The 23,670-nt window shown below is 44.0% G+C and carries 32 protein-coding genes; all 32 read left to right on the forward strand.

Translation table 11 applies throughout. The features are described 5' to 3' along the window. The first annotated feature begins 68 nt into the window (after nucleotides 1-68). The 32 genes from AC0NJP_RS09455 to AC0NJP_RS09610 all read left to right on the forward strand — a co-directional run bounded on the left by AC0NJP_RS09455 (nucleotide 69) and on the right by AC0NJP_RS09610 (nucleotide 23,660). Complete coding sequence (locus tag AC0NJP_RS09455) at nucleotides 69-515, forward strand: RrF2 family transcriptional regulator (protein ID WP_474040412.1); 447 nt, start codon at nucleotides 69-71, stop codon at nucleotides 513-515. Beyond that, entirely contained in the window at nucleotides 512-1,717 is a 1,206-nt protein-coding gene (gene nifS, locus AC0NJP_RS09460) for a cysteine desulfurase NifS (protein ID WP_474699654.1), read from the forward strand. Before AC0NJP_RS09455 ends, nifS begins: the two co-directional genes overlap by 4 nt. Nucleotides 1,718-1,735: 18 nt before the next feature. Then, nucleotides 1,736-2,107: a Fe-S cluster assembly scaffold protein NifU gene (gene nifU, locus AC0NJP_RS09465; RefSeq protein ID WP_474040410.1), complete on the forward strand. Its 372-nt coding sequence runs from the start codon at nucleotides 1,736-1,738 to the stop codon at nucleotides 2,105-2,107. 8 nt (nucleotides 2,108-2,115) lie between these two features. After that, nucleotides 2,116-3,213: a tRNA 2-thiouridine(34) synthase MnmA gene (gene mnmA / locus AC0NJP_RS09470; protein WP_474699655.1), complete on the forward strand. Its 1,098-nt coding sequence runs from the start codon at nucleotides 2,116-2,118 to the stop codon at nucleotides 3,211-3,213. A gap of 90 nt (nucleotides 3,214-3,303) precedes the next feature. Further along, nucleotides 3,304-3,468: a hypothetical protein gene (locus tag AC0NJP_RS09475; RefSeq protein ID WP_474040408.1), complete on the forward strand. Its 165-nt coding sequence runs from the start codon at nucleotides 3,304-3,306 to the stop codon at nucleotides 3,466-3,468. 11 nt (nucleotides 3,469-3,479) lie between these two features. Continuing rightward, nucleotides 3,480-3,671, forward strand: a complete 192-nt coding sequence (locus tag AC0NJP_RS09480; protein WP_474040407.1) for a hypothetical protein — start codon at nucleotides 3,480-3,482, stop codon at nucleotides 3,669-3,671. A gap of 63 nt (nucleotides 3,672-3,734) precedes the next feature. Then, entirely contained in the window at nucleotides 3,735-4,709 is a 975-nt protein-coding gene (locus AC0NJP_RS09485; protein WP_474040406.1) for an AI-2E family transporter, read from the forward strand. A 100-nt stretch (nucleotides 4,710-4,809) separates the two neighbouring features. Continuing rightward, on the forward strand, nucleotides 4,810-7,428 hold the full coding sequence (alaS, locus tag AC0NJP_RS09490; protein WP_474699656.1) for an alanine--tRNA ligase: 2,619 nt from the start codon (nucleotides 4,810-4,812) through the stop codon (nucleotides 7,426-7,428). Nucleotides 7,429-7,566: 138 nt separating this feature from the next. Continuing rightward, complete coding sequence (locus AC0NJP_RS09495) at nucleotides 7,567-7,824, forward strand: IreB family regulatory phosphoprotein (protein ID WP_474040404.1); 258 nt, start codon at nucleotides 7,567-7,569, stop codon at nucleotides 7,822-7,824. A 26-nt stretch (nucleotides 7,825-7,850) separates the two neighbouring features. Further along, complete coding sequence (ruvX, locus tag AC0NJP_RS09500; protein ID WP_474040403.1) at nucleotides 7,851-8,267, forward strand: Holliday junction resolvase RuvX; 417 nt, start codon at nucleotides 7,851-7,853, stop codon at nucleotides 8,265-8,267. A 69-nt stretch (nucleotides 8,268-8,336) separates the two neighbouring features. Further along, nucleotides 8,337-8,669 (forward strand): DUF1292 domain-containing protein, encoded by a 333-nt coding sequence (locus AC0NJP_RS09505; protein WP_474040402.1) that lies wholly within the window; start codon nucleotides 8,337-8,339, stop codon nucleotides 8,667-8,669. Between the two features lie 111 nt (nucleotides 8,670-8,780). Next, nucleotides 8,781-9,869, forward strand: a complete 1,089-nt coding sequence (mltG, locus tag AC0NJP_RS09510; protein WP_474699657.1) for an endolytic transglycosylase MltG — start codon at nucleotides 8,781-8,783, stop codon at nucleotides 9,867-9,869. Then, on the forward strand, nucleotides 9,866-10,510 hold the full coding sequence (locus tag AC0NJP_RS09515; RefSeq protein WP_474699658.1) for an O-methyltransferase: 645 nt from the start codon (nucleotides 9,866-9,868) through the stop codon (nucleotides 10,508-10,510). Before mltG ends, AC0NJP_RS09515 begins: the two co-directional genes overlap by 4 nt. Continuing rightward, on the forward strand, nucleotides 10,503-11,732 hold the full coding sequence (locus tag AC0NJP_RS09520) for a peptidase U32 family protein (protein WP_474699659.1): 1,230 nt from the start codon (nucleotides 10,503-10,505) through the stop codon (nucleotides 11,730-11,732). The genes AC0NJP_RS09515 and AC0NJP_RS09520 overlap by 8 nt, the downstream gene beginning before the upstream one ends. Further along, nucleotides 11,725-11,925: a DUF4911 domain-containing protein gene (locus AC0NJP_RS09525; RefSeq protein ID WP_474699660.1), complete on the forward strand. Its 201-nt coding sequence runs from the start codon at nucleotides 11,725-11,727 to the stop codon at nucleotides 11,923-11,925. Before AC0NJP_RS09520 ends, AC0NJP_RS09525 begins: the two co-directional genes overlap by 8 nt. A 41-nt stretch (nucleotides 11,926-11,966) precedes the next feature. Next, nucleotides 11,967-13,592 carry a peptidoglycan D,D-transpeptidase FtsI family protein gene (locus AC0NJP_RS09530; protein WP_474699661.1) on the forward strand — a complete coding sequence of 542 codons (1,626 nt, stop codon included), beginning with the start codon at nucleotides 11,967-11,969 and terminating at the stop codon, nucleotides 13,590-13,592. A gap of 96 nt (nucleotides 13,593-13,688) precedes the next feature. Continuing rightward, a complete protein-coding gene (locus AC0NJP_RS09535) occupies nucleotides 13,689-14,759 on the forward strand; it encodes a M24 family metallopeptidase (RefSeq protein ID WP_474699662.1) in 1,071 nt (356 codons plus the stop codon). A gap of 10 nt (nucleotides 14,760-14,769) precedes the next feature. Beyond that, a complete protein-coding gene (gene efp, locus AC0NJP_RS09540; RefSeq protein WP_474040395.1) occupies nucleotides 14,770-15,324 on the forward strand; it encodes an elongation factor P in 555 nt (184 codons plus the stop codon). A gap of 93 nt (nucleotides 15,325-15,417) precedes the next feature. Beyond that, a complete protein-coding gene (locus AC0NJP_RS09545; protein ID WP_474040394.1) occupies nucleotides 15,418-15,720 on the forward strand; it encodes a CD1247 N-terminal domain-containing protein in 303 nt (100 codons plus the stop codon). Nucleotides 15,721-15,884: 164 nt separating this feature from the next. Next, nucleotides 15,885-16,868: a stage III sporulation protein AA gene (gene spoIIIAA / locus AC0NJP_RS09550; protein WP_474699663.1), complete on the forward strand. Its 984-nt coding sequence runs from the start codon at nucleotides 15,885-15,887 to the stop codon at nucleotides 16,866-16,868. A 12-nt stretch (nucleotides 16,869-16,880) separates the two neighbouring features. After that, complete coding sequence (locus AC0NJP_RS09555) at nucleotides 16,881-17,402, forward strand: hypothetical protein (protein WP_474699664.1); 522 nt, start codon at nucleotides 16,881-16,883, stop codon at nucleotides 17,400-17,402. A gap of 12 nt (nucleotides 17,403-17,414) precedes the next feature. Beyond that, a complete protein-coding gene (spoIIIAC, locus tag AC0NJP_RS09560; protein WP_474040391.1) occupies nucleotides 17,415-17,612 on the forward strand; it encodes a stage III sporulation protein AC in 198 nt (65 codons plus the stop codon). 11 nt (nucleotides 17,613-17,623) lie between these two features. After that, nucleotides 17,624-18,010, forward strand: coding sequence for a stage III sporulation protein AD (gene spoIIIAD, locus AC0NJP_RS09565; protein ID WP_474699665.1), 387 nt, complete (start codon nucleotides 17,624-17,626; stop codon nucleotides 18,008-18,010). A 6-nt stretch (nucleotides 18,011-18,016) separates the two neighbouring features. Beyond that, nucleotides 18,017-19,189, forward strand: a complete 1,173-nt coding sequence (gene spoIIIAE, locus AC0NJP_RS09570) for a stage III sporulation protein AE (RefSeq protein WP_474699666.1) — start codon at nucleotides 18,017-18,019, stop codon at nucleotides 19,187-19,189. Between the two features lie 12 nt (nucleotides 19,190-19,201). Then, nucleotides 19,202-19,756, forward strand: a complete 555-nt coding sequence (gene spoIIIAF, locus AC0NJP_RS09575; protein ID WP_474699667.1) for a stage III sporulation protein AF — start codon at nucleotides 19,202-19,204, stop codon at nucleotides 19,754-19,756. Nucleotides 19,757-19,780: 24 nt separating this feature from the next. Beyond that, nucleotides 19,781-20,371: a hypothetical protein gene (locus tag AC0NJP_RS09580; protein ID WP_474699668.1), complete on the forward strand. Its 591-nt coding sequence runs from the start codon at nucleotides 19,781-19,783 to the stop codon at nucleotides 20,369-20,371. 9 nt (nucleotides 20,372-20,380) lie between these two features. After that, a complete protein-coding gene (locus AC0NJP_RS09585) occupies nucleotides 20,381-20,905 on the forward strand; it encodes a SpoIIIAH-like family protein (RefSeq protein WP_474699669.1) in 525 nt (174 codons plus the stop codon). Between the two features lie 174 nt (nucleotides 20,906-21,079). Then, nucleotides 21,080-21,478, forward strand: a complete 399-nt coding sequence (locus AC0NJP_RS09590; protein ID WP_474040385.1) for an Asp23/Gls24 family envelope stress response protein — start codon at nucleotides 21,080-21,082, stop codon at nucleotides 21,476-21,478. Nucleotides 21,479-21,493: 15 nt separating this feature from the next. Beyond that, nucleotides 21,494-22,036, forward strand: a complete 543-nt coding sequence (amaP, locus tag AC0NJP_RS09595; RefSeq protein ID WP_474040384.1) for an alkaline shock response membrane anchor protein AmaP — start codon at nucleotides 21,494-21,496, stop codon at nucleotides 22,034-22,036. An 11-nt stretch (nucleotides 22,037-22,047) separates the two neighbouring features. After that, nucleotides 22,048-22,275, forward strand: coding sequence for a DUF2273 domain-containing protein (locus AC0NJP_RS09600; RefSeq protein ID WP_474040383.1), 228 nt, complete (start codon nucleotides 22,048-22,050; stop codon nucleotides 22,273-22,275). Between the two features lie 15 nt (nucleotides 22,276-22,290). Further along, complete coding sequence (gene nusB, locus AC0NJP_RS09605; RefSeq protein WP_474699670.1) at nucleotides 22,291-22,701, forward strand: transcription antitermination factor NusB; 411 nt, start codon at nucleotides 22,291-22,293, stop codon at nucleotides 22,699-22,701. Then, nucleotides 22,698-23,660, forward strand: coding sequence for a Kae1-like domain-containing protein (locus tag AC0NJP_RS09610; protein ID WP_474040381.1), 963 nt, complete (start codon nucleotides 22,698-22,700; stop codon nucleotides 23,658-23,660). Before nusB ends, AC0NJP_RS09610 begins: the two co-directional genes overlap by 4 nt. Nucleotides 23,661-23,670 lie beyond the last annotated feature (10 nt).

Below are 23,670 nucleotides of genomic sequence, written 5' to 3' on the forward strand. Positions count from 1 at the left end.
GGGCAGATTTGCTATATTATAATCAAGAATTCCTATAGGTTTACTAGGAATTCGCGGGAGAGATAAAAATGAAGATATCAACAAAAGGTAGATATGGTGTGACTGCTATGGTTGATCTAGCACTTCATTATGGCGATGGACCACAGGCTTTGAAAATGGTAGCACAGCGCCAAGGAATTTCAGAAAATTATCTGGAGCAGCTTATTAGTGTTTTACGAAAGAGCGGCTATGTAAAAAGCATTCGGGGTGCTCAAGGCGGCTATGTATTAACAAAAAGCCCGGAAGAGGTTTCTGTTGGCGATATTATTCGCTTAATGGAAGGACCGATAGCACCAGTTGATTGTTTAATTTCTGACGATGGCTCCGGACAAAATGATTATTGCGAAAAGGCCGGTAATTGCGTAACTCAGGGCGTATGGGCCAAGGTAAGAGACAGTATTACGAATGTCCTTGACTCTATTAGCCTAGCCGACTTATGTCGCGATGAAAAACTTGAGGAGATGAAAAGTCGATGAAACGTATTTATTTTGATCATTCGGCAACAACGCCGGTAGATCCTGATGTAGCGAAACTGGCTTTCGAATATATGACGAAGGACTTTGGTAACCCCTCTAGCGTCCATTGGTTTGGTCGGGAAGCGAAAAAAGCGGTGGAAACAGGACGGGAACAGGTAGCCGCTTTGCTGAATGCTGAGCCGAATGAAATCTTTTTCACCAGCGGTGGTACGGAAAGCGATAATTTGGCATTGAAAGGTGTTGCTTTTGCCAATAAAAATAAAGGCAACCATATTATAACAACGCAGATTGAACATCATGCCATTTTGCATACGTGTGAGTATTTAGAAAAACACGGTTTTACCGTGACCTATCTGCCTGTCGACGAAAATGCCATGGTTCGGTTGGACGATTTAAAGGCGGCCATTACGGATCAGACGATACTCATTAGTATCATGTTTGCCAATAATGAGGTTGGCACGATTCAGCCTATTGCGGAAATAGGTCAAATTGCTAAAGAAAAAGGAATTTATTTTCATACGGATGCCGTGCAAGCTACAGGCAGCGTCCCGATTGATGTAAAAGCCTTAAATATTGATCTTTTAAGTTTGTCAGGTCATAAACTTTATGGACCGAAAGGAATCGGTGCTCTCTATATTCGCCGTGGTGTGAAGATTCAATCGGTTCAACATGGTGGCGCTCACGAACGAAACATGCGAGCTGGTACGGAAAATGTGCCAGGCATAGCTGGTCTTGGCCTTGCCGCTGAAGTTGCCAATCGTCACATGGCGGAAAAACAAGATTACTTGATACAGCTTAGAACAAGACTGATCGACGGCGTTATGGCTGCGATTCCTCATGTAAAGCTTAACGGACATCCGACGCAACGTCTTCCAGGCAATGTGAATTTGAGCTTTGCTTATATCGAAGGTGAATCGTTGCTGCTGAATCTCGACTTAAAGGGAATTGCTGCTTCCAGCGGTTCGGCCTGCACGTCAGGTTCGTTAGATCCTTCTCATGTGCTGTTGGCGATGGGGCTTAATCACGAAACGGCTCATGGTTCTTTACGAATCAGTCTTGGTCGTGAAAATACCATGGAAGATATTGAATATGCATTGGAAGTATTACCGCCCATATTAGAGAGACTGCGTAGCATGTCGCCGCTCTACGAAAAATCTTCGCAACAAGCTGCGAATCCTTGTGCGGCTTGTCATAAACAATAGGAAGCAGAGGGCTTAAATATGTATACAGATAAAGTGATGGATCATTTTACGAATCCCCGCAATGTTGGCGAAATACCGGAAGCAGACGGCATTGGTGAAGTGGGCAATGCCAAATGTGGCGATATTATGCGGATTTATCTCAAAGTAGAAGATGATATTATTCAAGATGTGAAGTTTAAAACCTTTGGCTGTGGTGCGGCTATTGCGACAAGCAGTATGGTGACTGAAATGGTGAAAGGCAAGACGCTTGATGAGGCGCTTAAAATTTCTAATGATGCTGTAGCTGCTGCGCTTGATGGACTGCCGCCAGCAAAGATGCACTGTTCGAATTTGGCTGCTGATGCACTTCATGAAGCCATTAAAGATTATATTGAGAAAAAAGGAAAGTGATATCAGCCATGGCCCAAAAACCACGTGTGGTTGTAGCCATGAGCGGAGGGGTGGACAGTTCACTAACTGCCGCCCTTCTTTTGCAACAAGGCTATGACGTAATTGGGATGACAATGCAGATTTGGGAAAACGACGAACGGGAGGATAATCCTGACAGCCGCGGTTGTTGTTCTTTGACAGCTGTGGGCGACGCTCGCCGCGTAGCTGATAAGCTCGGTATTCCTTACTATGTCGTAAATTTCCGCGAGATGTTTCAAAAAACCGTTGTGGATTATTTTATTCGTGAATATGGCGATGGCAAAACGCCCAACCCTTGTATTGCCTGCAATCGTTACGTAAAATTCGAAGGACTTTTACATAAAGCGCAAGAAGTGGGAGCTGAGTATTTAGCAACAGGTCATTATGCTCGGATCGCTTTCGATCAAGGACGGAATCGTTATGTATTGCAGAAAGGGATTGATACAAGCAAAGATCAGTCTTATGCGCTATATCACTTAAATCAGCACACACTAGCGCATTTTTTAATGCCCCTTGGCGAATATACGAAAGTGCAAACGCGAGAAATGGCACGAGAAATTGGTCTTGCTGTAGCTGATAAGCCTGACAGTCAAGAAATTTGTTTTGTGCCTGATGACGACTACAAACGCTTTCTAGAAGATCGGGCTCCAGGTTTACTTAAGCCAGGTAATTTTGTAAATCTACAAGGTGAAATTATTGGACGTCACCAAGGATTGCCGCTTTATACGGTAGGACAGCGCAAAGGACTAGGTATTGCTGCGGGTCGTCCCTTGTACGTAGTGGCGCTCGACTATGAACGCAATGAAGTAATCTTAGGAGAAAATCAAGATGTTTTTGCTAGCGCTTTTGTAGCGCATGATTTAAACTGGATTACTTTAGATCGGTTGGAAGTGCCTTTTTCTGCGCAAGTTAAAATTCGCTATGGGGCGAAAGAAAGCACGGCATTCATTGAACCCTTGGGCGAGGATAAAGTTCTTGTTACCTTTAAAGAACCACAGCGCGCGATTACGCCTGGTCAGTCAGCTGTTTTTTACGAACAAGACACCGTGATTGGCGGCGGTATTATTGAAAAAGTAAAAAAAAGATGAAAGATAGCTAAATAAAAGGGGCATAATAACGGTACCGACTGCAAAGAACGGTACCGTTATTTTATTGCAGGTCGGCGGAGGTTGATGCAAGTGGAACGTTGTCCGGCCTGCGGCAAAAAGGCTATTGGCAAGGTGGGCGTAGATCAGTACTATTGTTGGGAATGTTGTGTAGAATTTGTCTTTCAAGACGACCATTATGAAATTTTCACCATTGATGACGATGGCGCATTAGTTGCGCAAACGACAGAAGGGTAGGGGGATTTTATATGCGTAACAATTTTTGGCAGGGGTTGCTGCTAGGCGGTTTGGCCGCTACCGTTCTTGCCGCGTTGACAAGTCCGTGGCAGGAGCACCATAGAAAGCCGCTTGTTGAACGAGGCGTAGAGGCTGTGAAAGGAACAGCCAATGAGCTGGCTCGCAAAGCTGTCAGAACAAGACGTCGTATTATGCGACCGTAGCTAGGAGGGATTCATCTGCTTACAAGACGAATCTTGCGTTGGTGTGCAGCAGGCGGTGCGATTTTGGCTGTCTGCTTTTTTTTATGGCTGCTGCGGGCGGCGCTTTATCCTTTTGTTGGGGCCTTGTTTATTGCCTATTTTTTAGAACCCCTGATTCGCTATGGAGAAAGGAAAGGCTGTTCGCGACTTACTGCTTTAATCATCGTATATTTTTTGCTTTTTTTCGGCGGATTTTTTTTTATTCGCCTGATTTTACCACTTTTGTTTCGCGAAACAAGAGCTTTTTTCGAGCAATTGCCATCGATGCTGCAACAAGGGCAAAATTTTCTTGTTTCCCTTGACAATCAGTATGATATGGTGCAAATTCCTTGGGCGATGCGAGAAGAAATCGATAGCTATATTGAACAGCTAGGCAATGAAATCAGGGGAAGTCTGGCCGCTGTTATTGCTTTGTTTATTGCATTTTTTCGCCATAGCTTAGATATTATTATTAGTCCGGTGCTAGCTTTTTATTTTTTATATGATTGGCCCAAGTTTAAGCGACAAGGTTTCATTCTTATTCCCCAAGATAAGCATCCTTTATTGCGCTCCCTGGTGAAAGATGTGCAGCAGGTCATCAAGGGCATTATCTGTGGACAAATTATCATCGCAGTACTTGTAGGTGTTTTAGTTACCATTGGACTTACTTTGCTAGAACTCCCCTTTGCTTTGCTTTGCGGCGTTATAGCGGGGTTTCTTGACGTCATTCCCTATTTCGGCGCTCTACTAGGCGCTGTACCTGCTGTAACGCTGGCTTTACTTTACTCCACTTCATTAGCATTTAAAGTAGCTTTGCTGTTTCTGCTCATTCATCAAATTGAGGGCAGCATCATCGGCCCCAAAATATTGGGCGATTCTATGGGATTTCATCCGTTAGTCGTAATATTTCTGCTGCTAGCTGGCGGTGAACTATATGGTGTCGTCGGCATGCTTTTTGCCGTACCCGTTGCGGCGCTGCTTCGGGTCTTTCTAATTCATGGATTCCAGGTTTTTCGCTAGGTTGAAGGCTCTAGAAGCAAGCGAAACCCCGCCCCTAAAGATTGACATAGAAAGCTAAATTATGTATAATTCCATAAGATGAGATAGGAGAAAGTAGAGGTTGATGATAGTGACGGGGAACGAGCTTCGCAGGAAGTTTCTAGATTTTTTTAAGAGCAAAGAACATTTAATTTTAAATAGTTATCCCTTAATTCCGGAAAATGATCCGACTTTACTTTTAATTGGTGCGGGAATGGCTCCCTTTAAACCTTTTTTTACTGGAAAAATGAAGCCCCCTCATCCACGTATTTCTACCTGCCAAAAATGTGTTCGTACTGGCGATATTGAAAATGTTGGACGTACGGCTAGACATCAGACATTTTTTGAAATGCTTGGCAATTTTTCTTTTGGCGATTATTTCAAAAAAGAAGCAGTTGCTTGGGCGTGGGAGTTTTTGACGAAAGAGCTTGGATTGCCTGCTGATAAACTATGGGTAACTATCCATACGGAAGACGACGAAGCTTTTGAAATTTGGACAAAAGATATTTCTTTTCCAGCGGAACGGATTGTTCGCATGGAAGATAATTTTTGGGAAATTGGGCCAGGACCTTGTGGTCCCTGTTCAGAAATTTATATTGATTTAGGTGAGGAACGCGGTTGCGGCAGCGATACTTGCGCTGTAGGTTGCGATTGTGATCGCTACCTGGAAATTTGGAATCTCGTATTTACTCAGTATGATCGTGATGAAGCAGGCAATTATACGCCACTGGCGAAAAAGAATATCGATACTGGCGCTGGCTTAGAACGGATTGCTTCTGTATTGCAAAATAAGCCAAGCAACTTTGAAACAGATTTGCTGTTTCCCATTATTGACCATGTTATGAAAATTAGTACCGTTAAATATGGCGAAAGTGCTGCTCACGACGTATCTTTGAAGGTTATTGCTGATCATGCTCGCAGTATGACGATTATGGTTGCTGACGGGATCATGCCTTCCAATGAGGGACGCGGTTATGTACTTCGTCGCATTTTGCGCCGTGCTGTGCGTCATGCCCGCCTGCTCGGTATTCATGAGCCATTTTTGGCGAAAAGCGTAGATGTAGTAATGGAAATCTTTAAAGAAGCTTTCCCTGATTTGAAAGAGAAAGAACAATATATTAAACGGATTATTGAACTGGAAGAAAAACGGTTTGATGAAACGTTGCAGCAAGGTACGGAATTACTCAATCGCGAAATTGCCGAACGGAAAGAACAGGGTAAAACAGTTCTTGACGGCGCTACGGCGTTCAAACTGTATGACACCTTTGGCTTCCCTTGGGAGTTAACGGAAGAAATATTAGCGGAAGAAGGTTTCACGCTTGATAAAGCCGCTTTTGACGCTGCCATGAAAGAACAGCGGGAGCGGGCTAGAGCGGCTCGCCAGGAATCGGAAGAAAAAGTAGTGATTCCAGATTTGTCTGGCTTAGTCAGTGCAGCGTTGGTGCAAGACGAAGCCGCTAAAACGAGTGATATTGTATTGCTCTTTAAAGATGGTAAGGTCGTCGATCGCGTCCACGACGGCGAAGATGTAGCGGTTATTTTAGCGGTTACGCCTTTTTACGCCGAAGGCGGCGGACAAGTCGGCGATACAGGATTCCTTACGGTTCCTACAGGTCGTATTGCTGTGACAAATACGAAAAAATTACCTGACGGTACAGTGTATCATCTGGGTCATGTTGTGGAAGGAACGATTGAAAAGGGTCAGGTAGCTGAGCTGAATGTCGATCAAGGAAAACATAGCGCCTGTGCGCGGAACCATACGGCAACGCATTTGCTGCAGGCAGCTTTGCGGTCTGTCTTGGGTTCTCATGTCAATCAGTCCGGTTCGTTCGTTTCAGCCGATCGGCTGCGCTTTGACTTTTCCCACTTTTCACCAGTAACGCCCGAAGAAATTACAGCGATTGAAATGCAGGTTAATGAAGCGATTTTGACTGACTATGCTGTAACGAAAGCGGAAATGCCCATAGAAGAAGCGAAAAAGCTTGGCGCTACGGCACTGTTTGGTGAAAAATATGGCGATCAGGTTCGCGTGGTTACTGTTGAACCGATTAGTCGGGAGCTGTGCGGCGGCAGTCATGTCGATCATACTGCACAAATTGGTCTTTTTAGAATTTTATCGGAAGCTGGTATTGGTTCCGGTTTGCGGCGGATTGAAGCGATTACCGGCCAAGCGGCCCTTGATTTTGTAAATCAAGAGCGCAAAGCACTAACGGAAGCTGCCCAGGCGCTTAAGACACGGCCAGAAGAAGTCAATAATAAGTTACATCAACTGCTTTCTCATGTAAAAGAACTTGAGGCGGAACTGAATGCTGCTCAGAAAAAGTTGGCTGGTTCGGTCGTAGAAGATTTGATGGCTGAGCTGCAACGGCAAGGGGAAGCGGAAATTGTTGTTCACTCTGTAGTCGCTAAAGATATGGACGAGCTTCGTTCTATGGCTGATTTAGTGAAAGATCGTATCAAAGCAGGTGTTGTTGTTCTTGGCGCTGTTAATGGTGAGAAAGTGAATTTTGTTGCCATGACGAAAGGTGCAATAAAAGGACTTCATGCAGGCAATATTGTTAAAGAAGCGGCTAAAATTGCTGGCGGCGGCGGCGGCGGCCGCCCTGATATGGCGCAGGCTGGTGGCAAACTTCCCGAGAAAATCGCGGAAGCGTTGGCAAAAGCGAACGCGGTTATTATTGACCAGCTTGCTAAAGCGTAAATCGAAGAGGAGCAGAATCAGTATCTGCTCCTTTTTTTTATTTCGCTAGACTTTTCGAAGAAATAACAGGAAAACCTTTCCTATTTAGCGAATAAGATAAGAGAATCAGAGAATACTAGCTTGTGAGGAGGCTGCTCTATGAATAAAGTATCAGATCAGACGATGATGTTTCAGGTAGAAGCAGAAGAGAAAAATGCGGCCGCTGTCATTATTACGACCGTATATCAAGCCTTAAAGGAAAAAGGCTATAATCCGATTAATCAACTTGTCGGCTATCTGATCTCCGGCGATCCCACTTATATTACTAGCTATAATAATGCTCGCGGCTTAATTCGCCAGTTGGAGCGGGACGAACTTTTAGAAGAATTGGTAAGAGCCTACCTGAAGGAAGAATAAAGATAGGCCAAAGAGTAGGAGAAAGTATGAAGAAATTAGGACTTGATGTAGGCGATCGTACGATTGGCGTAGCCGTAAGTGACGGCTTAGCTCTAACGGCGCAAGGCGTCGAAGTAATTCGCCGCAAATCCTTGGAAATTGACTTGAAGCGGTTGGCCGAACTTGTAGCTGAGTATGAAGTTGACACCTTTGTAGTAGGGTGGCCGAAAAATATGAATGGCACGGAAGGGCCGCGTTGTCAATTTGTTGAAGAATTTAACAAGGAATTAACAAAGCATTTTCCGCTCCAAAAAGTAGTCTTATGGGACGAACGCCTTTCGACAGTAGCTGCCACAAAATCCTTGATTGCCGCTGATGTCAGCCGAGCCAAACGGAAAAAAGTCATTGATAAAATGGCTGCTGTTTTTATTTTGCAAGGTTATTTAGACAGTTTGGGAAGGTAGTTTCTGCCTTGACAGGGTGTTTTTTCTAAGATAAAATTACATTACATTTGAATGAAAGAGGTGATCCTCGTGGCTGATTTTGAAAAAGAAGACATGGAAGATCTAGAAGAAGAATTAGTAGTTGTTATGACAGATGAAGAAGGCAACGAATTCTATTATCGTGAAGATATGATTATTCCTGTAGGAGAAAAACGGTATGCTATATTAGTACCGATTGAAATTGAAGAAGATTGCGGTTGCGGTGAAGATGGTTGCGACTGCGCTGAAGCCGATGTGTTTATTGCCAGAATTGATATAGATGAAACAGGCGAAGAAGTTTATGTGGATCCAACGGATGAAGAATTTGAAGAAGTCCGTGCCGCTTACGAACAGTTAGTAGAAGATGAGGACGACGCCGAATAATCTACAGAATAAGTTAAGGAGCCGTAAGGCTCCTTTTTTCTGTTGAAATATAGGAATCTGTGCTATAATAAGAAAGCTAAAATCGCTTTTTGGTTAATACGAGGTGATGTAATGAACCCCTTTGATAAGCAGAAACTCAACAAATATAAGCTGCGGTTAGACGAGTATAAAAAACAAGCTAATCCTTATTTGGCGCAAAGTTCCTATTTACAGAAAAAATGGGTGATTCCCTTTCTCGTAGGAATCTTTTTACTAGGCGTCGTTTTTTATGGCTTTACGGCTTCACAGGTGACAGCCAATCAAAAAGATGAAGTTACAGTGCAGGTAACAGATGGCATGACTGCTGATAAAATCGGACAAATTCTTGAACAAAAGGGCTTATTTCCAAGTGCGACCGTGTTTCGTGTTTATGCGAAAATTTATGGTTTAGAAAATTCCCTGCAAGCTGGCGATTATGTTTTTACAAAAGATATGTCTATAGGTAAAATTGTGTCGATGTTGTCTAAAGGTGATACAGCTTACCAGAAGTTGACCATACCGGAAGGCTATACTGTGGAGCAAATCGCGCAGTTGCTTGATAAAAACAAGATTGCCGACGGCAATGTGTTTAAAAAGCTAGCGAAAGAGTATATTCCCTTTCCTTTTGTCGCACCATCGCCGGTTGCGGCTTATAAGGCGGAAGGCTATTTGTTTCCTGATACGTATCGGTTGCCCCGTAAAGTGACGGAAAAGCAACTCTTGGAAATGCTAGCAGGCCAGTTTGGTCAACAATTTACGCCAGAAATGCAAGCAAGGGCGAAGGATATGGGTCTTTCGATTCGCGATGTAGTGATATTAGCTTCTTTAGTAGAAAAAGAAGCGGCGAAAGAAGCCGATCGGCCAGTGATTGCCGGCGTCTTTTTAAATCGTCTAAAACAGAGTATGCCACTACAGTCTTGTGCCACGATTCAATATATTTTAGGCTATCCTAAAGCGGAGCTTTCTGTACAAGATACGGAAATTCCTTCGCCTTATAATACCTATCTGCACCAAGGACTGCCGCCAGGACCGATTGCCAATCCCGGGATTGCTTCGATTCAGGCCGTGCTTCATCCTGCAGCTACGGACTATTTATACTTTGTCGCTGACCGAGACGGATTTCACCATTTCAGCCGGACCTATGAAGAGCATTTAGCAATGATTGCTAAGGTGCAGCCATGAAACATTCTCATTTATTAACGGAACTGGAGGCCTATGCGGCGCTGCAGCATGTGCCGATTATTCAACAGGCCGGAAGTCAAGTTTTGTTGGATGCAGTACGCCAAAAAAAACCGCTGCGAGTTTTGGAGATTGGTACGGCCATTGGGTATTCCACTTTGTTGATTGCCCAAGAAATGGCGGCAGGCGGTACGATTACTACGATTGATATTGATGCAGATAGACAAGCGAAGGCTAGAGATGTGATCGGACAAGCTAACCTTGCTGTTACTGTTGAATTTGTATACGGTGATGCTCTGCCACTGATAGAAAAACTTACAGGACCCTTTGACTTTGTGTTTATTGATGCGGCAAAAGGCCATTATGTCCATTATCTGCAGGCGTTGCTGACAGGCAAGTTGGCAGCAGATGCACTTATTGTCGCCGACAATGTGTTGTTTCGCGGCTATGTAATGGGACAGGAAGCGCCGCCGCGACGCTTTCGCACGATTGTAAAGCGGTTGAAAGCCTATCTAGAGCTTGTTTCGAATCCGGAACTGTTTACCACGGAGATTTTTCCTGATGGCGACGGGTTAGCTGTTTCTCGATTTTTGGGAAGCGGAACAGGCATTGGTAGTGAGAGAAAAGGAGATATACATGAATAAACCGGAACTTCTAGCTCCTGTAGGGAGCTTTGAAAAATTAGTTATGGCTTTAGCTTACGGCGCTGATGCTGTTTATTTTGGCGGCAAGTCTTTCGGCCTGAGAGCTTTTAGCGGCAATTTTACGGAAGATGAAATGAAAGAGGCAGTAGCCTATACCCATAAACTAGGTAAAAAAGCTTATGTGACAGTCAATATTTTTCCTCATAATGATGATTTAGACGATTTGCCAGACTATATTCGCTTTTTAGCCTCGATTCAAGTTGATGCTGTTCTTGTAGCTGATTTAGGCGTGTATCGAATTGTACGCGATACAGCGCCTGATTTGCCCATTCATGTCAGTACGCAAGCCAATAATACGAATTGGTCTTCGGTGAAAATGTGGGAAGAACTGGGCGTCTCTCGTGTTGTTTTGGCGCGAGAACTTTCTTTGCAAGAGATTCGTGATATTCGCGCTAAGGTGCAAGTAGAACTAGAAACTTTTGTTCATGGCGCTATGTGTATTTCCTATTCGGGACGCTGTCTGTTAAGTAATTATTTTTCTGGTCGTGATTCAAACCGGGGCGCCTGTGTGCAGTCTTGTCGCTGGAAATATGCTCTTATGGAAGAAAAACGTCCTGGCGAATACTACCCGGTTATGGAAGATGAACGGGGAACTTATATTTTCAACTCAAAAGATTTATGTTTGTTAGAGTTTTTGCCAGACTTGCTGCAAGCTGATATTTCTAGTTTGAAGATTGAGGGCCGCATGAAAAGCGTTCACTATGTGGCGACTGTGATTAAAGTATATCGTGAGGCGATTGACAGTTACTTTGAAAATCCAGCGGCCTTTGTAATTCGACCGCAGTGGCTGGAAGAATTGCAGAAGGTTTCCCATCGGGAATATACAACTGGTTTTTATTTTAACAAAACAAGTGAACAGGACCAAATTTACGGTACGAGCAGCTATAGCCAGACCCATGATTTTATCGGACTTGTAAAAAGTTACGATCCAGTCACGAAACTAGCTGTAGTCGAGCAGCGTAACAATATGAAGGTTGGCGAAGAAATTGAAATTGCCCAGCCTGTTGGTCCAGCCTTTACGCAGACAATTACTGCGATGTATGATGATACGGGAGCGGAAATTTTAGTAGCGCCTCATCCACAGCAGATTATCACGATGCCGATGAGTCAGCCTGTTAGTCCTCTGGCCATGCTACGGCGGCAGGTGAAGCAAGATGTTTGAAATTATTTTTGCCCAAGTCGATAAACATGATATTAATTATGTGAATCGGCTTCTTGAGGGGTATGAAAACCTTGGCGTACTGACTACCGTTGACAATCAGACTGGTCTTGTTATGATTCGAGTTACGCCTGATACGTATCAGACCGTAATGGATATTTTACTGACAATGCCTGTGGCGATTCAAATTGTATAAATGAGTTGAGAAAATTGCCATACTATCACTGAGGTGACAGTATGGCAATTATTGCAAAACGGCTGAGAAAAATTACTATTTTACTCGGTATCCTAGTCGGTCTACTCATGCTTCGGCTAGGCTATCTGCAACTTTATGAAGGGAAAAGCTTGGCTCTAGCTGGGCTTCATGGGCGCGTACAGGAAATTTCAGCAGAGACAAAGCGCGGGGATTTTTTCGATCGACATCATGAAAAATTAACGAATAGTACTGTTGCTTATGAACTATTTCTGTTTCCGGCGGAAATGCCAGATCAACAAACGATTCGGGAGAAGTTGACCGGTATTATACCAGAACAAGCGCTTGCCGTGATTCTTCGGTTAGCCTTAGCTAAGCAGCCACAGCGATCTCATATTTTTGTCAGTGAAGCAACTAGCCAGTTTTTAAATAAAGAGTGCCCTATCCCTGGTCTTATTGCCGTGAGAGTACCGCTTCGTTACGAATCGAACCAGCCTGCCGCCCATGTGATTGGCTATGTGGATCAAACAAATCATGGGATTACCGGCTTAGAAGCTCGTTATGATTTGCTGCTCACAAGCTCTGAGGAACGTTATGTAGCGGCAATGCTTGATGGTGAAGAAAATTTGATTCCTGGTCTTGGCTACAAAGAGGTAAACGGCGGGGAAGCAAAGGCGTCAGAAATAGTTCTTACGCTAGATAAAAATTTGCAGCGAAAGCTAGAAGTTTTGGCTGATCAGCGAATGAAGCGAGGAGCGCTGATTGTCATGGAAGCAAAGACAGGGGGAATTTTAGCGCTTGTTTCGCGACCCAATTTTTCGCCCGCCCAAGTAGCGCGTTCGTTTCAAGAGCCCTATTCGCCACTGGTAAACAGAGCGATTACAGCTTATCAGCCGGGATCTGTATTTAAACTTGTCGTAGCGGCGGCCGCTTTAGATTTAGGTATCGTTACACCAGAAACGGTCTTTTATGATGCTGGGTATATTGATGTTGATAAGCTGCGATTTTTTGGTTGGGACTATAAACAAGGGCCGCGCGGTAAAATATCATTTCAAGACGCTTTGGCTTTTTCAAGCAATCCTGTTTTCATTGAAGTCGGACAAAAAATAGGCGCAACAAAATTGCTAGCTTATGCTGACAAATTAGGTTTTGGTCATAAAACGAGTTTGTCCTTGCCTGATGAAGATGCAGGGCATTTACCGCCAGTCGATCAGGTTTTTCCCGGCGATCTTGCCAATTTGTCGATTGGGCAGGGGAGTTGTGAGGTAACACCGCTGCAGTTGGCGTCGCTTGTTGGTACGATTGTCAATGATGGAGTGTTGGTAGAGCCAAAGCTGGTTGCGGAAAGATCTGCTGACAGCAGCAAACAGCTGCTTCAGGTGCTTACCGCAAGGCAACTGCGTGAGATGATGGCGGCTGTTACTTCCTACGGTACTGGCCAGGAAGCTGCTATTTCTGGTTATGGCGCCGCTGGAAAAACTGGTTCGGCCGAAACAGGGCGCGCCGATTCAGGCGGTAAGGGCATCAATCATGCATGGTTTGCCGGTTATACCCCTCGCGACAATCCGCAATATGTCATTGTAGTTTTCGTCGAAGAGGGACATTCGGGTGGCGAAGTGGCCGCGCCTTTATTTGGTGCAGTGGCTCGTGAAGTTATGCAGCAGAAGTGACAAGAATATTCTGGCCAAATAGAGCGATCTATGCTAAAATATAAAGGCTAATATACTCGATTGCCTCGTAAAAAGGCCCTAAGGAGATGGCAGCCCATGCAAGGGCGATTGCAAAAATGTCGGTATTTATTGCAAAAAATTTCAGCGCAAGCTGTAATTGTAACAAAAGGGAAAAATCGTCAATATCTTAGCGGATTTACCGGATCCTCTGGTGTCTTGCTCATTACGAATACCGAACAAGTGCTATTTACTGATTTTCGCTATGTCGAGCAAGCCAAAGCCCAAGCGTCTGATTTTACGGTGATACGTCATGGAACGGATTTGTTTAGTGATATAGCCGTATGGCTGCAGGACCATCCATTGGAAGTTATTGCCTATGAAGCAGATCAGCTCACAGTAGATACTTATGAAAAACTGCAGAAAACTTTGCAGGGCAAAACTTTGCTGGCGACAAAGCTTGATGAACTCCGGCAAATCAAAGATGATGAGGAATTAGCTTACATAGACAAGGCAGTTCAAATTGCCGATCAGGCTTTTAACCAGTTGCTTACCTTGCTTCGTCCTGGTATGACCGAGCTTGAGGCGGCAGCGCAGCTTGAATATGCTATGAGAAAACTAGGTTCTGAAAAAACTTCTTTTGATACAATTGTTGCCTCAGGCGAGCGTGGTGCTTTACCGCATGGACAAGCGTCGCTAAAAATGCTTTCGCCAGGAGAACTCATTACCTTTGATTTCGGCGCGGTCTATAAAGGATACTGCTCTGATATGACTCGTACGGTTGCTTTAGGCAAAGCCAGTGAGAAACAGCGCGCCGTTTACGATACAGTACTGAAAGCTCAGCTGGCTGCTTTGCAAGAGATTCAGGCAGGCAGGGTATGTTCTGAAGTTGATAAGGTTGCGCGGGATGTAATTGCTGCTGCTGGCTATGGCGATTATTTCGGTCATGGTTTAGGACATTCTGTTGGTCTTGCCATTCATGAGGAGCCACGTCTATCGCCTACTTGTCAGGACGTTTTAGCTGAACAGATGACGATGACAGTGGAGCCTGGTATTTATATCCCTGGATTTGGTGGTGTAAGAATAGAGGATTTAGTGGTTGTGTCTGCTTCTGGTTGTCGCATCCTGACTCAAAGCACCAAAGAACTTATAGAATTAAAGTGTAATTAGGAGGGTATTCATGATTTCGTCAAACGATTTTCGCACTGGAACAACAATTGAAATCGATAATGCTGTTTGGCAGGTTGTTGATTTCCAGCATGTAAAACCAGGTAAAGGGGCCGCTTTTGTGCGGGCTAAATTGAAAAATGTAAAAACAGGCGCCGTAGTAGAACGGACATTTAATGCTGGTGAAAAATTGCCGAAAGCTCATGTAGAACGTCGCGATATGCAGTATCTTTATGAGAGCGATGGCTATGTAATGATGGATAATGAAACATTTGATCAAGTTACGCTTACTGAAGAGCAACTTGGCGATGGCAAGAACTTCTTAAAAGAAAATATGAATATTGGCGTAAACTTTTTCCAAGGCAATGTAATCGGTGTAGATCTGCCTAACGCCGTAGAACTAGAAGTTGTTGAAACAGACCCTGGTATTCGTGGCGATACGGCTACAGGCGGCAACAAACCAGCAAAACTGGAAACTGGCTATGTCGTAAAAGTTCCTTTGTTTATTAACATCGGCGATGTACTACGTGTTGATACGCGTACCGGTGATTATATTGAACGGGCTTAAATAAAACAAAAAACCTCCTTTGTTCATGTTTTTTGCTTCTTTGGGGATACTACCTCTTAGACGTCTTACATGGAGTAAAAGGAGGTTTTTTATTTGTCATCAGCTGTTAAAGAAAAAGTCGCCTATTTGCAGGGATTGAAGAAGGGCTTAAATGTAAATGACGCTTCGGCGGAAGGAAAGCTGCTCATTCATGTGATTGATGCGCTTGATACATTTGCGGGAGAAATTGAGGGATTGTCTCTGTCGCAAGAAGAACTGGGAGAGTATGTTGAAACGATCGACGATGATCTCAGTGATTTAGAAGAAGAAGTTTATGTAGATACCTTAGATGATGATTATATGGAAGTAGAATGTCCTGAGTATCATGATCATGATATAAGTCATCCTGGTTTATAATTTTATGAGTCAATTTTTCCTTATGTGAATAAAGATTCCTTTGTAAAAACTGCTGCAAAAAGAGTTTTTCTAACTTAGAAAAATTCTTTTTGCAGCAGTTTTATTTTGCTATCATAAATAACTAGTCTTGTTTATATCTATGTAAAGAGAAGGAGGACAGGATCATGGAAGAAATGCGTTGGCAGACGATTTGGTCTTTTCTCGTACCGCGAATCCGTTCTGCCTGTGAGCTACTTGATCAAACGTTTCTTTTCTTGTTAACAGAAATTCGGCTGCGCGTTGGTTGGGCGCCGCTGTTAGTAACTAGTAAAGACGATGAGTGGCTGCGTGACAGCAGTGGCAACGTGCTGGAGCCGCTTTTAGCCGAAGAAATTCAGCAGATGCTTTATGTAATGAGCCAACATTCGCTCTATGCTTTTTCGGAACAATTAAAAGAAGGTTTTATTACGATTCACGGCGGCCATCGGATTGGCCTAGCCGGACAAGTTGTCGTAAGAGAAAAGACGATAGCCGCACTTACCGCTATCAGTTCACTAAACATTCGTCTTTGTCGGGAAGTCCTTGGCTGCGCTGATGCGGTTATGCCCTATTTGTTTTGCCCGGATCATTTTCTCTGTAACACTCTCATTATATCACCGCCGCGTTGTGGTAAAACAACGCTATTGCGTGACATTGCCAGACAGCTTAGTTGCGGTTTACCAGAGCTTTCACAGCAGGGGAGACAAGTCGGGCTTGTTGACGAACGATCAGAAATTGCCGCCTGTCGCGACGGAATTCCGACGGTAGATCTTGGTCCTCGGTTAGATGTTCTTGACGCTTGCCCCAAAGCGCAGGGGATGCTTATGCTGATTCGTTCGATGGCGCCTGATGTAATCATTACGGATGAACTTGGTCGGGCGGAAGACGCTCAGGCGATAGCAGAGGCAATTCATGCCGGTGTAGCTTTGATTGCTAGCGTTCATGGTCGCACGGTTGATGAGGTTCGGCAGCGGCCTTATATTGGAAGACTAATTGAAGAACGATATTTTTCTCGGTATATTTTGCTAGGAAATACGCCTACTCCAGGCACTATTTTACAAATTGTGGAGGCCGAGACGGGCCAAGCGCTTTATCCGATGCGTAAAAGCAGTTTTAGTGATTGTTCATAGGGAGATGAGTTTATGGTATTAAAAGTCGCAGGCTGTTTGTTGATTTTATTAGCAGGGACTTTGCAAGGGTTTTACTATGCCCAGCGGTTTCAAAAGCGCGTTGTTGAGCTACAAGATTTAATTTTGGCGCTTACTTCGCTGGCTTCTTATATTGAGCATCTAGCCATGCCCTTGACATCCGCACTGAAATTTAGTGTGGAAGGTCTTCATGGCGCCGTTTATGACCTGTTTGTATTTACGGCCGGACAAATGAAAACAAAACCAGATCTTTCTTGGCAGCAAGCTTTGGCTGCTGCTTGGGAGCAGAGCCGAAACCAGCTTTCATTGGCAGAGCCGGAACGGCATATTTTATTTGCGTTGGCGGCCAATTTGCCTGTATTAAACCCGAATGGCTATAGCGCCTTATTTCAAACGACGCAGGAACAGCTACGAGAAATTGAAAAGCAGGCTCTGGTGGAAAGGGAAAAAAATGTGAAACTTTTTCGGTATTTAGGATTTTGCGGCAGTTTAACTGTAGTCATTTTACTTTTATAGGAGGGACGGTTTATGGGACTCGAAATGCTGTTTAAAATTGCTGGCGTAGGAATTTTAGTATCTGTATTTCATACCGCGCTTAAGCAGGCTGGGAAAGAAGATATGGCTCATTTATGCACTTTGGCCGGATTTGCGCTCGTTTTACTCTGGGTTGTTCAATTGCTTGGTAAATTATTTTTTACGGTACAAGATGTTTTTAAGCTCATGTAGGGGGAAGCCTCATGGATATTGTGCAGATTGTAGCCATCGGATTTATTGCAACGCTGCTCAGCCTGCTAATCAAAGGCGATAGACCGGAATTTGCCCTGCAACTTAGTTTGGCCCTGACAGCACTGATTTTTTTATTTGTGCTTGGTAAACTGAGCGTCATTCTAAATGTATTTCAGGATTTAGCTCATCGCGCCAATTTAGATCCCTTATATCTTGGACTCATTTTAAAAATTATTGGAATTGCTTATATTACAGAATTTGGCGCGCAGATATGCCGTGACGCCAATGAGGGCGCTATTGCGGGGAAAATTGAATTTGCTGGCAAAGTTCTCGTTATGGTTATGGCCGTCCCAGTTTTGGCTTTAGTGTTAGATACTGTTACGAAGCTGTTACCTTGAGGTGAAATGATGAAACGTGTCATAAGCATTTTGCTCTTTTTAGGATTTTTTCTTTTGCCAGGCGTAGGAGCAGCACAGAGTGAAAAAGATGCTGAATCATTGACAGCGCCTTTATTTGAAACTTTATCACTAGATACAGTCAATCAATTTGTCCGAGAAATGAACGGGGATTTTCAGGGGAAAGTTCCGGAATTGACAGCCGCGTCGGTTATGGAGTTTTCTTTGAAGGGGTTTGCTGGCGGATCTTTTGATTTCGGTCGATTTATCATGGAAAAACTGACAGTAGAAGGAAAAAAAAATCTGCTACTACTAGGGAAAATACTTGTTCTCGCTGTATTTTGCGCTCTCTTACAAAATATCGAAAATTCTTTTGAGCGGTCAGGAATTAGCCTTCTTTGCCAAAGCCTTTGTTTTGCTTTCTTAAGTGTAATGGCGCTTCATATTTTTTACGAGGTCGTGCTGGCAGCTGGTCAGACCGTAGATCGTATGGTGGGATTTATGGAAGCGTTGCTGCCTGTCTTGCTTTCGCTGCTTACTGCCGTAGGCGCTTTTACATCAGCAGCACTTTTTACGCCCCTCATGCTCTTTATTGTAAATGCTACGAGTTCAGTGGTAAAAGATGTCGTACTGCCGCTATTAATCTTTTCTACTGTACTGGAATGCGTCAATTATCTAGCGGGAAAATATCGACTGGTACAATTGGCTTCGTTACTAAAACAGGGAGCTTTAGTTATTCTTGGCTTACTGCTTATTGTGTTTATTGGTTTTGTTACGGTACAGGGAGCCGCTGGCGGCGTGGCTGATAGCGTGAGTCTCAGAACCGCTAAATTTGCCGCAGGAACTTTTATTCCGGTAGTGGGTAAGATGTTTGCTGACACAGTAGAGGTTGTAATGAGCGCGTCTTTGTTGCTAAAAAACGGGGTCGGGATTTTTGGCCTTTTCGTTATTTTCCTGCTATGTCTGTTACCCTTGTTAAAGCTTCTCTCTTTAATCATTACAATTAAGTTGGCAGGCGCCTTAGTAGAGCCGCTAGGCGATGCAAAACTGGCAGCCTGTTTGCAAGGAATCGGGAATAATTTATTACTGATTTTTGGCGCAGTCCTTGCGGTGACGTTAATGTTTTTTTTGGTCATTACCATGTTGATTGGTGTGGGAAATTTAGCCCTTTTGTGGCATTAGGAGCGACATTTTATGATAACTGCAGCAAGCGCTTGGCTGAAAACTATTGTTTGTATCTTGCTTTTTTCCGCTTTTTTGGAATTGTTACTGCCAAGTAGTCAAATGCGCCGCTTTACCCAGGTTGTTGTCGGGCTGTTCATTATGCTGGCACTGTTGCAACCTGTCCTTACCTTTTTTGATCCTAAAATGCTGCCAACGTTAGAACAAAAGCTAAGTGAATCTTACGAGAGCTCGCGTAGTGGTGCTAAGAGTGGCAACAATAACAGCCAAACGTTTAACGACGACAAGATCGCCAAACAAATTCGGGCAGCGTTGCTGTTACTTGATGGTGTGGGTGATGTTCAGGTAACCGTGACGCTTGCCACGGACAAAGACGGAGCTTCCCTCACTAAGTTGGGCGGTGTGCATGTGCGAGTCATCAGTTCTTATAAGCAAGGAATCGAGCCTGTTGTGATTCCCGCAGTAAATCCGGCGCGAAAAGAAATTTCGCCGGAACTGAAAGAAAAGATGGTCGCGATGATTTCTCAGCTTTATCAGGTTGCCCCAGAAAAAATTATTGTAGAATAAACAAATCAAAAAGGAGGGATCTTGGTGCAACAGCAATTATCGGAAGTTTTTGCTAGGGCGGGATTAAAAAAAGCGATTCTCTACCTGCAACATAACAGCAAGATTTTTATTTTGGCTTTAGCTGGGTTTATGCTGATTGGCGTAAGTAGTTTTTGGGAGAATCCCGTCAAAACAGATGTCACTACGAAAGATATGAAATTACCATCTGTAGTGGAAAAAACGCAAGAGGAAGTTTTAGAAGCAAAGTTGGCCAATCTTTTATCACAGGTGAAAGGCGCTGGTTCGGTAACGGTACAGGTCACGCTAGCAGCTGGCGCTAGTACGGAGTTTGCCAAAAATGCAACGACCGAGAGCCGCACAATCCAGGAAAAAGATCCATCAGGGGGCGTGCGCACCACAACGGAAAATAAGAAAAACGAACAAGTTCTGCTAGCTAAAGAAAATGGGATTGATAAACCTGTGATTGTAAATGAAACGAAACCGGTAGTGAAAGGTGTTCTAGTGATTGCCGAAGGCGCGGGCGATTCTAGTGTGAAGGCTAACTTGACGAAAGCCGTGGAAACAGGGCTCGGAATTGCAGCTTATCGGGTTACTGTATTACCCCAGAGAAGGTGAGGGAAAAGTATGGTTATGACAATAGGCCGTAAAAAAACTTTTCTAGTATTCGTTTGTTTCGTGATGCTAGGCGCCGCTTTTTGGGGCGTTAAGGTATATCGAGAAGATAGCAGCAAGCAAGCAGAAATGCAGCTAAATGCGCTTCCTGTCAGTCAAAATCATAGTGAGGCGTTGCAAATAGCGGCAAGTCCTGATTTTTTTGTGGAATATCGCCTGGAACGAGAAAAAGTGCGCAGTGAAAAAGCCGAGGTCCTTAGAGAGATTATCCGCAATTCACCAACAGAAGAAGCGCGCAGTCATGCACAAGATTCTGTGCTTCGTTTAATGCAGGATAAGCAGAAAGAATTGGAAATGGAAAATCTCATTAAATCAAAAGGCTTTTATGATGCACTTGTTTTTATTCGCGAAGAATCGGTTAGCGCGGTAGTGAAGAGCGCTAGTCTGTCGCGAGACGATGTATTGCAAATTGCTGATATTATTCATCGCGTAGCCAACGTGAAAGCAGAGGAGATTACAATTAGTGCAAAACCGTAAGAGAAGCTCTCATGTAAAAAGAGGAATACTAGAAATAAAAGAGAATTTTTTTAGAGGGAAAGAAATAGTAAAATGATAATGTCTCTGGTATAATATGATAGTTAGTAACCGACCTTATAGGTAAGAATAAAAGCGAAATAGAGAGTGGTTTGCTTATATTGGAGGGGTTTCTTCTTGGAAGAAAGCAAAAAGGATGGAACAGCGCGGGGCGATGTAGGATCGATTCGTATTGCTGATGAAGTCGTCGGTATTGTAGCTGGTATGGCTGCTACGGAAGTTGCCGGAGTAGCTGGCATGAGTGGCGGACTTGTAGGCGGGATTGCTGAAATGCTCGGAAAGAAGAATTTATCTAAGGGCGTTAAAGTAGAAGTCGGCGAGAAAGAAGCGGCTGTTGATCTCTATGTGATAGTGGAGTATGGCGCGAGAATTCCTGATGTAGCGTTAAAAGTGCAAGAAAATGTAAAACGGGCCATTGAATCCATGACCGGTCTTGATGTAGTGGAAGTTAATATTCACGTGCAGGGCGTCGGCTTTAGCTCCGATATAAAAGAGGAAGATATTCGCGTTCGCTAAAGGAAAGGGGTCGCTATGGGAATTGTCGATCGGATCATTATTACTCTTTATACACTATTATTGGCTTTCTTAGCTGCTGCGGTTGTGTTATTGGCCGTGGATCTTCTTCCTGTTGAGATTGTGTGGACAAGCATTCATTATATACATGGAAGGTGGGAAGCAGGGCTTATTGGCGTCCTGCTGCTTTTAGTGAGTTTAAGACTATTTCTGGCTGGGCTTCGTTCCAGTAAAAAATATCATGAAACCATTGTTCATCACGGTGAGCGCGGCGATATTTTAATTACGCTTGATGCTGTAGAAAACCTTGTGGAAAAAACGGCCCGTCATACGCGCGGCGTACGGTCTGTTAAGGTAAAAGTGCGGAAAAATGCTGAAGTCCTGCAAGTTACCGTGAAAGCAGTGATTAGTCCTGAAAGCCATGTGCCTACTGTGGGCGCAGAAATGCAAAAACGTATTGACGACTATATTAAAAACACAGTAGGTGTGGAGCTATCCCATGTAGAGGTTTTGGTTGAAAATATTTCGAATGATTTTAAAGCCAGACAGCGTGTGGAATAGGAGGGCAATTGATGAATCGTGAATTGATTGAGGCAATTTGGGAGCACCATAGCGGAAAAATTGTCGGGGCTTTGAGCGGTTTTCTCATTGCTACTTTTATTTTGTTTTTTGGATTTTTCCATACTTTGTTTGTGCTTTTTTGTATTGGAATTGGTTATTTTATTGGTAAACGAATTGATGAGAAGGAAGATATTATGGATATCTTGGAACGCTTTTTGCCGCCAGGGTATCATCGTTAAGGAAAGAGGTTGATTATGAGTCGTAGAATAGCAAGAGAATTGGCGTTACAAGCTTTATTCCATTTGGATTTTAATAAAAGCACGGTAGATGCTGCCTTAGATAGTGTTTGTGAAGAACGAGAAGAGCTTTCAAAAAGCGCCCGTGATTATGCGAAGCTGTTGCTGATCGGAACGAGTGAGCGGCAGGCTGAGATTGATCAAATTATTACCGCCATTTCTAAAGAATGGAAAGTAGAGCGTATGGCGGGAATTGACCGGAATATTGTTAGGATGGCAATTTATGAACTGCAGTTTGCGAAAGAAAAGCTTTCGGCTGGCGTAATTATTAATGAAGCAATCGAATTGGCAAAATGTTACGGAACGGATCAATCAGGACGTTTTGTCAATGGAATTCTTGGATCGCTCGTAAAAGAACAACAGTCATGAGACTCTTTTTGGGCCTTGATACAAGCTGTTATACTACGTCAGCAGCTGTATTTAATGAGGCCGGGCGTTTTCTTGGCGCTAGTCGCAAGCTGCTTACGGTCCCCGCAGGGAAACGCGGGTTGTCTCAGTCAGAAATGGTCTTTCAGCATACGAGAAATTTACCGGTGGTGTTAAAGTCCGCGTTACAATCGCTGTCAGAAACAGATTGGGCGGCTGTGGCCGCTTCGATTGCGCCTCGTCCTGTAGCGGATTCTTATATGCCGGCTTTTTTAGTTGGCAAGGGGATGGGGGAAGCGATTGCTTTAAGTCACGAAGTTCCTTTTTATGGGCTAAGTCATCAGGAAAATCACATTTATGCCGGGCTTGTTTCAGCCGAAGGCTTGACGGAGAGAGCCTTTTTAGCAGTACACGCATCAGGTGGCACAACAGACATTCTCAAAGTTGTGCGCCCAACTAAGGCTTCGATGAGTATAGAACAATTAAACTCAACTCTAGATATTTCGGCAGGACAGTTTATTGACCGAATCGGCGTAAAGCTAGGACTTGCTTTTCCGGCTGGACCGCATCTGGAAGCATTGGCTAAAACCAGTGAGCTTTCGGGGGGGCAAGAGAATTTACCTATTGTTTGTCGACCGAACGGTGTCAGTTTTGCCGGACCGGAAACGGCTTTGACCAAATGGATTCAGGCGGGACGAAATTCTTCTGATATAGCTGCAGCAGCTCAGTGGATTGTTGCTAGGACGCTAGGCAGAATGATTGAACGAGAAGCGCTAGCGACAGGTCTGCAAGATGTGTTACTCGTAGGCGGTGTTATGTCCAATCAGTTTATTCGTTCTTACATAGAAGGCTTTTTGATGAAGCGGCGACTTTCACTTAGACTGTTTTTTGCAAAACCGGAGTTTAGCTCTGATCACGCTTTGGGAGCTGCTTTCTTTGCCTCGCTTAGACACTCTTTATAATACTTTGGCA

It is taken from the genome of Pelorhabdus sp. sgz311002, from assembly GCF_056134285.1.

What these genes read in the sequence shown, in the direction of transcription:
- nifU (WP_474040410.1), top strand. Translation starts at nt 1,736, where the DNA reads ATGTATACAGATAAAGTGATGGATCATTTTACGAATCCCCGCAATGTT.
- AC0NJP_RS09585 (WP_474699669.1), top strand. Translation starts at nt 20,381, where the DNA reads ATGGTTATGACAATAGGCCGTAAAAAAACTTTTCTAGTATTCGTTTGT.
- mltG (WP_474699657.1), top strand. Translation starts at nt 8,781, where the DNA reads ATGAACCCCTTTGATAAGCAGAAACTCAACAAATATAAGCTGCGGTTA.
- AC0NJP_RS09495 (WP_474040404.1), top strand. Translation starts at nt 7,567, where the DNA reads ATGAATAAAGTATCAGATCAGACGATGATGTTTCAGGTAGAAGCAGAA.
- AC0NJP_RS09530 (WP_474699661.1), top strand. Translation starts at nt 11,967, where the DNA reads ATGGCAATTATTGCAAAACGGCTGAGAAAAATTACTATTTTACTCGGT.
- AC0NJP_RS09455 (WP_474040412.1), top strand. Translation starts at nt 69, where the DNA reads ATGAAGATATCAACAAAAGGTAGATATGGTGTGACTGCTATGGTTGAT.
- AC0NJP_RS09480 (WP_474040407.1), top strand. Translation starts at nt 3,480, where the DNA reads ATGCGTAACAATTTTTGGCAGGGGTTGCTGCTAGGCGGTTTGGCCGCT.
- AC0NJP_RS09515 (WP_474699658.1), top strand. Translation starts at nt 9,866, where the DNA reads ATGAAACATTCTCATTTATTAACGGAACTGGAGGCCTATGCGGCGCTG.
- nusB (WP_474699670.1), top strand. Translation starts at nt 22,291, where the DNA reads ATGAGTCGTAGAATAGCAAGAGAATTGGCGTTACAAGCTTTATTCCAT.
- spoIIIAF (WP_474699667.1), top strand. Translation starts at nt 19,202, where the DNA reads ATGATAACTGCAGCAAGCGCTTGGCTGAAAACTATTGTTTGTATCTTG.
- AC0NJP_RS09600 (WP_474040383.1), top strand. Translation starts at nt 22,048, where the DNA reads ATGAATCGTGAATTGATTGAGGCAATTTGGGAGCACCATAGCGGAAAA.
- ruvX (WP_474040403.1), top strand. Translation starts at nt 7,851, where the DNA reads ATGAAGAAATTAGGACTTGATGTAGGCGATCGTACGATTGGCGTAGCC.
- amaP (WP_474040384.1), top strand. Translation starts at nt 21,494, where the DNA reads ATGGGAATTGTCGATCGGATCATTATTACTCTTTATACACTATTATTG.
- AC0NJP_RS09535 (WP_474699662.1), top strand. Translation starts at nt 13,689, where the DNA reads ATGCAAGGGCGATTGCAAAAATGTCGGTATTTATTGCAAAAAATTTCA.
- AC0NJP_RS09610 (WP_474040381.1), top strand. Translation starts at nt 22,698, where the DNA reads ATGAGACTCTTTTTGGGCCTTGATACAAGCTGTTATACTACGTCAGCA.
- spoIIIAA (WP_474699663.1), top strand. Translation starts at nt 15,885, where the DNA reads ATGGAAGAAATGCGTTGGCAGACGATTTGGTCTTTTCTCGTACCGCGA.
- AC0NJP_RS09525 (WP_474699660.1), top strand. Translation starts at nt 11,725, where the DNA reads ATGTTTGAAATTATTTTTGCCCAAGTCGATAAACATGATATTAATTAT.
- spoIIIAC (WP_474040391.1), top strand. Translation starts at nt 17,415, where the DNA reads ATGGGACTCGAAATGCTGTTTAAAATTGCTGGCGTAGGAATTTTAGTA.
- mnmA (WP_474699655.1), top strand. Translation starts at nt 2,116, where the DNA reads ATGGCCCAAAAACCACGTGTGGTTGTAGCCATGAGCGGAGGGGTGGAC.
- AC0NJP_RS09520 (WP_474699659.1), top strand. Translation starts at nt 10,503, where the DNA reads ATGAATAAACCGGAACTTCTAGCTCCTGTAGGGAGCTTTGAAAAATTA.
- nifS (WP_474699654.1), top strand. Translation starts at nt 512, where the DNA reads ATGAAACGTATTTATTTTGATCATTCGGCAACAACGCCGGTAGATCCT.
- AC0NJP_RS09555 (WP_474699664.1), top strand. Translation starts at nt 16,881, where the DNA reads ATGGTATTAAAAGTCGCAGGCTGTTTGTTGATTTTATTAGCAGGGACT.
- spoIIIAD (WP_474699665.1), top strand. Translation starts at nt 17,624, where the DNA reads ATGGATATTGTGCAGATTGTAGCCATCGGATTTATTGCAACGCTGCTC.
- spoIIIAE (WP_474699666.1), top strand. Translation starts at nt 18,017, where the DNA reads ATGATGAAACGTGTCATAAGCATTTTGCTCTTTTTAGGATTTTTTCTT.
- efp (WP_474040395.1), top strand. Translation starts at nt 14,770, where the DNA reads ATGATTTCGTCAAACGATTTTCGCACTGGAACAACAATTGAAATCGAT.